The sequence below is a fragment of the Bacillus sp. V5-8f genome (genome assembly GCF_002863565.1).
Classification (GTDB): Bacteria; Bacillota; Bacilli; order Bacillales; family DSM-1321; genus Peribacillus.
Window position 1 is genome coordinate 23478 of record NZ_PGUW01000009.1, and the last position, 6067, is coordinate 29544.

General features: G+C 39.3%; 5 protein-coding genes, 1 rRNA gene and 1 riboswitch. Of the genes, 1 reads left to right on the forward strand and 5 read right to left on the reverse strand.

The genetic code is table 11. The features are described from left to right. The first annotated feature begins 223 nt into the window (after positions 1 to 223). Complete coding sequence (locus tag CUU64_RS12865) at positions 224 to 520, forward strand: phosphoglycerate mutase family protein (RefSeq protein ID WP_101634028.1); 297 nt, start codon at positions 224 to 226, stop codon at positions 518 to 520. A gap of 110 nt (positions 521 to 630) precedes the next feature. On the opposite strand, the gene CUU64_RS12870 is transcribed toward CUU64_RS12865, so the two are convergent. The 5 genes from CUU64_RS12870 to rrf all read right to left on the reverse strand — a co-directional run bounded on the left by CUU64_RS12870 (position 631) and on the right by rrf (position 6016). After that, positions 631 to 1890 carry a cation:dicarboxylate symporter family transporter gene (locus CUU64_RS12870; RefSeq protein WP_101634029.1) on the reverse strand — a complete coding sequence of 420 codons (1260 nt, stop codon included), beginning with the start codon at positions 1888 to 1890 and terminating at the stop codon, positions 631 to 633. 129 nt (positions 1891 to 2019) lie between these two features. Next, a riboswitch (cyclic di-AMP (ydaO/yuaA leader) is annotated at positions 2020 to 2166 on the reverse strand. Between the two features lie 166 nt (positions 2167 to 2332). Further along, positions 2333 to 3574 carry an efflux RND transporter periplasmic adaptor subunit gene (locus CUU64_RS12875; RefSeq protein WP_101634030.1) on the reverse strand — a complete coding sequence of 414 codons (1242 nt, stop codon included), beginning with the start codon at positions 3572 to 3574 and terminating at the stop codon, positions 2333 to 2335. A 12-nt stretch (positions 3575 to 3586) separates the two neighbouring features. Next, positions 3587 to 4249: a hypothetical protein gene (locus CUU64_RS12880; protein WP_101634031.1), complete on the reverse strand. Its 663-nt coding sequence runs from the start codon at positions 4247 to 4249 to the stop codon at positions 3587 to 3589. Between the two features lie 499 nt (positions 4250 to 4748). After that, on the reverse strand, positions 4749 to 5582 hold the full coding sequence (speD, locus tag CUU64_RS12885) for an adenosylmethionine decarboxylase (RefSeq protein WP_101634032.1): 834 nt from the start codon (positions 5580 to 5582) through the stop codon (positions 4749 to 4751). A 317-nt stretch (positions 5583 to 5899) separates the two neighbouring features. Then, positions 5900 to 6016, reverse strand: a 5S ribosomal RNA gene (gene rrf, locus CUU64_RS12890). Positions 6017 to 6067: the final 51 nt, after the last annotated feature.

Here is a 6067-nt window from a genome sequence, read left to right on the forward strand (position 1 = left end):
TATATATTTTTTCTAATCTCATATAACATATAACGCCCGTTCAGTATTTCTGAAACGCAGCTGCAATTACGTAGCCGAATGAGAAAGCCGTTGGATTTAAGTAGTCAAAATTTTATATTAGTTTGTATGAATTTCGTTAAACTTTTAAGAACCTTATTCCGGAATCTCTACTGAAAAGAAGTGTAGTATAATTATACCCACCATTTTACGAAGGAGATAGTCTATGCTTACGATTTATTTAGCAAGGCACGGTCAGACAGAATGGAACGTGGAAGGACTCATGCAGGGATGGGGCAATCGGGAACTTTCATACATAAAGAACTTACCAGTGGAGAAATTATTCAGCCAAAATGCGTCTGGCAATACAAGTTTAACTAATGTCGTTATAAAAGAAGGCCGCCCTGAGATCTTTATGAAGGGTTTATGTCACACAAACAAGGTGACTTATAATTACCCGAGCCAAGCCAACTTATACGTATTAAATTTAATTTCAGCTTTTAGAGGGTCTTTTCATTTGTGAGCGATAGGTGCTTTTTGATAACGTACACTGTCCACAAAAAAAACTGCACCCCAATTGTTGCTTTTCGTAACAATTGAGGTGCAGTTTCGATTATTCTAATTTTAAAAGCTTTAGTTCAAGTTTTCCGCAGGAGCTTGTGCTGCTTTTTCTGTCTGGAATTTACCTTCCCATTTAGCGATTACAATCGCAGCCAACGAGTTTCCAATAACATTCACGGCCGTGCGGGCCATATCGAGAATACGGTCGATACCTGCGATGAATGCCAAGCCTTCTACCGGGATTCCCACTGTACCAAGTGTCGCTAGAAGGACAACAAAGGATACACCCGGAACTCCGGCGATTCCTTTAGAAGTGACCATCAACACAAGCATCAAAGATATCTGATCCGCAATACTCATATCAATTCCATACATCTGGGCGATAAAGACAGCGGCCAAAGCCTGATAAAGAGTCGATCCGTCAAGGTTAAAGGAGTAACCGGTCGGGATAACGAAAGAAGCGATATGCTTTGGAACGCCAAGCTTCTCCACCTTCTGCATGATTTTGGGAAGTACTGTTTCGGAACTTGCAGTCGAATAAGCCAGAATTAGCTCTTCCTTTAACGTTTTAATCAATGTAAACAGGTTGAAACCGATGATTTTTGCAACTAACCCCAAAACAACGACAATAAAGAATATCATTGTTCCGTAAACGGATAATACAAGCTTGCCAAGCGGGATCAGTGATTCAATTCCAAATTTAGAAACCGTTACTCCAATTAACGCGAATACACCAAATGGAGCAAATTTCATAATTTGGTTTGTCACATAAAACATGGCATCCGCTATACCCTGGAAGAAAGCAAGAACCGGTTTTCCCTTTTCACCGATCGCTGATATTCCCAATCCTAAAACCAATGAAAAGAAGATGATTGCAAGCATATTTCCATCTGCCATAGCGGTAATTGGATTCGTCGGAACAATATTTACGAACGTTTCTACCATGGAATGGCTTTCCTGCTGTTCTGCTGTATCTACGTAGCTATTAATATCTGTTTTATTCAGCTTGTCCATATCGACGCCGGCACCCGGCTGAATTACGTTAGCTGCTACTAACCCGACAATAATCGCAATTGTTGTGATAATTTCAAAATATAATAATGTCTTTCCGCCTACTTTTCCTAACTGCTTGATGTCACCCGTACCGGCAACCGCAATAACAATCGTGGAAATGACGATCGGCACCACAATCATTTTAATTAAGCGCAGGAAAATATCTCCGATCGGCTGTAAGTAAGTGGCAACCTGCGGGTTTCCAAAAAAGATTGCACCTACAATGATACCCAGCACAAGACCGATAAAAATCTGCCAGGCTAATCCTATTTTCTTCATCTAACATCCTCACCTTCTGTAATATTCTATGCTGCAAAAGCATTTGTCTCGGCAAGGGAAACAAGATAGCTGTTTTTTGCGCAAAAAACAGACACAAGAATGTCTTTTTGTGTGCGAATATATCACATACTGTTCCCTCAAAGACGCTGACGAGGTTAGCTGTCGGGTTAGGACTAGGAAACACTTGCCCTTTCAAATTGAATTCACCCCTAGTGGAATGGTATTCCACAAAAATGGTTCCCCCGTTCTTTTGTTAAGATTAAGCGACAAAACTTGTACATGTAAAATTGTATATCAAAATAATAAATCTGTAAATGACTTTGGTACTATAAATATTTTTGGAGACTTATATAAAATTATGCCAATAAACTATTAAAAAAGACTCCCCATTTCCTAAAGGGAGCCATTCATATTTAGTATCCAGGGAACCAACAACAAGCATTTATTGTTCCAGCAGGCCAATTAATACATAGTACACTTTTCTATTATTTGGCATTCTTTTAAACACAGTTTTGTTGGCTTGCTCTGTATTCAGTGGAGTGATAAACAGAGAAGGATTAAATTCTTCATAATCGGGCGACCGGACAATGACCTCTCCGGCCTTTACACCTTTTTCGACCTCACGCTTTCCTGCAAAACCAAGTCCTTTATCGATGGATTTCATTTCTAGATAGCCTTTTGAGGTTAATTGATAGACAAATGGCTTGTCCTTTTTTTCCCGTATCGCAGTTTCCGGGATTACTGGCACTTCTTCAACTTCTTTTGTGATAACAGTAATACTTACCTTGGAGCCTTTTACCAGTTTGGGTGATTCCTTTGCCATGGCAGCCCTGTATTCATATGTACTATTCTTTTTAATCGAAGGTTCTCCTTTTGGAGTTGGATGAATCTGATCAATAGTACCGTTTAAAGGTTTCTTCAAGTCAGGTGAGGTGATTTTTATTTTCATCCCCGGCTTTACTTGCTTCAGTTGTTTTTCATTAAAGGAACCTTGGATAGCCGATTCATTGGAAGCGATTGTAGCAATAGGAGCGCCGAGTTTGTAATCCAAATCTTTGACGAATCCTTCTGAATCACTGGTAACAGTAATCGTGCCCCCCGCTTCCATATTGCTTAACTGTGTATCCATCCTCTTGATTTCTTCTACCAATTTATCCTTCTCTAGTTCCTGCTTATAAATTTCCTGTTCAATTGTACTTCTGATTACATTGGAGGTGGCATCATGAAGGTCAAGCTGTTCCAGCTCTATATCCTCAGAAGCTGAAGATGAAGCTTCCGGTACCGACTGTTGATAGCTTTCCAGCTTCCCTATATACTCATCAATTCTGGCAATTTCCCCTTCCGTCTGTGTTTTTTCAGCCCCCGTTGCAGCCTTCAGTTCGTCTACCTCTGGCGTTGTATATTCAAATAATGGAGTGCCTGCTGAAACTTCATCCCCTTCCCGGACAAGAAACTTTTGGAACTCTTTATTTTCCTTATTGTAATAAATAGGGTACTCTTCTTTGGGAACAACAACCCCTTCTGCTGGAAAGGATTGAGCAATGCCCCCCCTTTTTACTTCCGTCCACTCGTTTACATAAGCCGTCCTTCTCACCTTGCTGTCATCTTTAATAATTAAATAAATGTTAACAGCGACAAAAACCATAGCCATGATAATCAAAGCGTACAGCTTCCTTCTTCTCATGTCTGCACCCCCCTAGAAAAACACACTGACTTGTATGTAGGATAAGAAAGCTTGTACGAGCCATGAAATCAAATAAAGCAAAATAATGGCTGATAAAACCAAGTATTTATTTGCTGCAGAGAAATCTTTCAAATAATAAAATTGCAGATAGATGGCAGCCATTTGAAAAATGGTGATCTCTCTAAAGAAATGAACCAAAAATTCATTCGAGAAAACATGCTGGCTCAGGACACCGAGAGAGAAAGGATTTGAATCCTGATTGATATCCATAAAAATAAAAAATGGAATCGATACTGCCTTTTCAAACAATACTACTGCCAAGGCAAACATTTGGACAATCACGATTTTCATATATTCGTAATCTATAAAGGTCCAAAAAAATAAAGAGGCCAGAAATAAAAACAATGAAGGAAATAAAATGCCTGCTGCCAATTCCCCAGCAAATACTAATAGTTTTTTCGTTTCAAACGCTTCAATGTTTAAGTCTGCTACTTCCTTTGAAACGGACTCGGAGCCTATGCCAAAATAAGCGCCAATCCCAAAAATAAGAATACTAAACACATATAGTACGAGCAGTTTCGACCCAAAACATACCACTTCTTCTGCCTGATTGAGCCGATATTTGCTTGCCCCCGGAAGGAATACACCGTTTAGCAATTGAACTCGATAAGTCATGTTTTCTCCCCCGTGAAAAAGAAAATGATGGTTTTTACTATTGTATCGTAATTTGGTTTCATGTGAATAATGAACGACAAATCTTTACAGATAAAAAAATACAGCCTCCTGATTTTACCAAGCGCCGAGATTCAATATAGAAAATACTATTTTGCATTATAAGATGCCGCAGGGGCCCTTCTAATAAAAACCCATGAAACCATAAACAGAAGCAATGCCAATCCACAAAACAACAGTTGAATAAAAAGTCAAAAGGGACAGCAACTTTAAACTGCAGTCCCTTTCTGTAGATTTATTCACGTGAAAAAATGCTCTTAGATCCGTTCCGCCCACTAATCGGAACACATCTAGTATCGACATCCGGCTTAAAAAAGTATGCCGCACCCGGACTAATCTTTTCATGTCATTAGGCTTTTCCAATTTTTAAATGGATTTACTGGAAATATAGAGGATTTCACCGGCTTTATCTACTACGTTCACAAACATGGCTGTGGAATGATCAATGGTCCCAGCCCTCTATCGATCCCTGACTGATATTTTTCCCATAAAAAATTTCATCCATTTCCACTGTCAATCTTTCAGTTATTGCCTCCGCTTCATCTGGATGGAGTTTCTCTTTTGTATAGCCAAATAAATAGTTGTTTAAATCAAATTCCTTTAGCTTGCATTTTGTATGAAAAATATTTTCCTGGTACACATTGACATCAATCATGTCATAAGATTCCTTCACATTATCCGGAATGTAATTTTGGATGGAATTGATGTCATGGTCAATAAATAACTTTTGGCCCCTAATATTCCTTGTAAAACCGCGTACTCGGTAATCCATTGTCATGATATCTGTATCAAATGAATGAATTAGATAGTTCAATGCTTTAAGCGGAGAAATTTCCCCACAAGTTGACACATCAATATCTGCCCGAAACGTGCTGATTCCCTCATCAGGATGGTACTCTGGATAAGTATGGACCGTAATATGGCTTTTATCCAGCTGCATAACCACAGAGTCTGGCAATGGCCCGGGAGATTCGTCATATGTTTCTTCCGGCACTTCCACGACTGGCCCCTCTGAAACCAAAACTGTTACACTCGCTCCCTGAGGCACATAGTCCTGTTTGGCGATATTTAGGACATGAGCCCCAATTATGTCAGCCACACTTTTTAAAATCGTGGTCAACCTTTCAGCGTTGTATTGTTCATCAATATATTCCAGATAAGCTTCACGTTCTTCCTTTGTTTTTGTATAACAAATATCATACATATTAAAGCTTAATGATTTTGTCAGATTATTGAATCCATGTAATTCAATGCGCTGCTCAGGTGTCAATTTCATGGTTCATTTCCCCTTGTGATTTTCTTAAATATTTTTATCATACCCATTCTTGTCAATAAAAAACTGCTACACTTGATTGCAAGAATGATTTTACTTTATGTAAAAAGGACAGCAGCGCGGTCAAAATTGTCCCTTACCAAGTTTAGACTCTGTGACGAGCATGCAAATATAGACTCAAAAATTATTATTGGTAATATCCTGCCTTCTTTCATTACCCATACAACACTGTCATTCCTACTATTTTTGATAATGTACTAGCAGTGTCTTCGGTCGAGAATAAATAAAAAGACCAGCCTGCACGGCTGGTCTTCTGTGTTGCTTGGCAACGTCCTACTCTCGCAGGGGGAGAGCCCCCAACTACCATCGGCGCTGAAGAGCTTAACTTCCGTGTTCGGAATGGGAACGGGTGTGGCCTCTTCGCCATCATTGCCAGACATATGAAAGGAACGTTGTTCCTTCAAAACTGGATAACAGATAAGCAATCA

Bases quoted from the DNA above. Each gene is read 5' to 3' on its own strand.
- CUU64_RS12870 (WP_101634029.1), bottom strand. From the start codon at position 1,890: ATGAAGAAAATAGGATTAGCCTGGCAGATTTTTATCGGTCTTGTGCTG.
- CUU64_RS12875 (WP_101634030.1), bottom strand. From the start codon at position 3,574: ATGAGAAGAAGGAAGCTGTACGCTTTGATTATCATGGCTATGGTTTTT.
- CUU64_RS12865 (WP_101634028.1), top strand. From the start codon at position 224: ATGCTTACGATTTATTTAGCAAGGCACGGTCAGACAGAATGGAACGTG.
- speD (WP_101634032.1), bottom strand. From the start codon at position 5,582: ATGAAATTGACACCTGAGCAGCGCATTGAATTACATGGATTCAATAAT.
- CUU64_RS12880 (WP_101634031.1), bottom strand. From the start codon at position 4,249: ATGACTTATCGAGTTCAATTGCTAAACGGTGTATTCCTTCCGGGGGCA.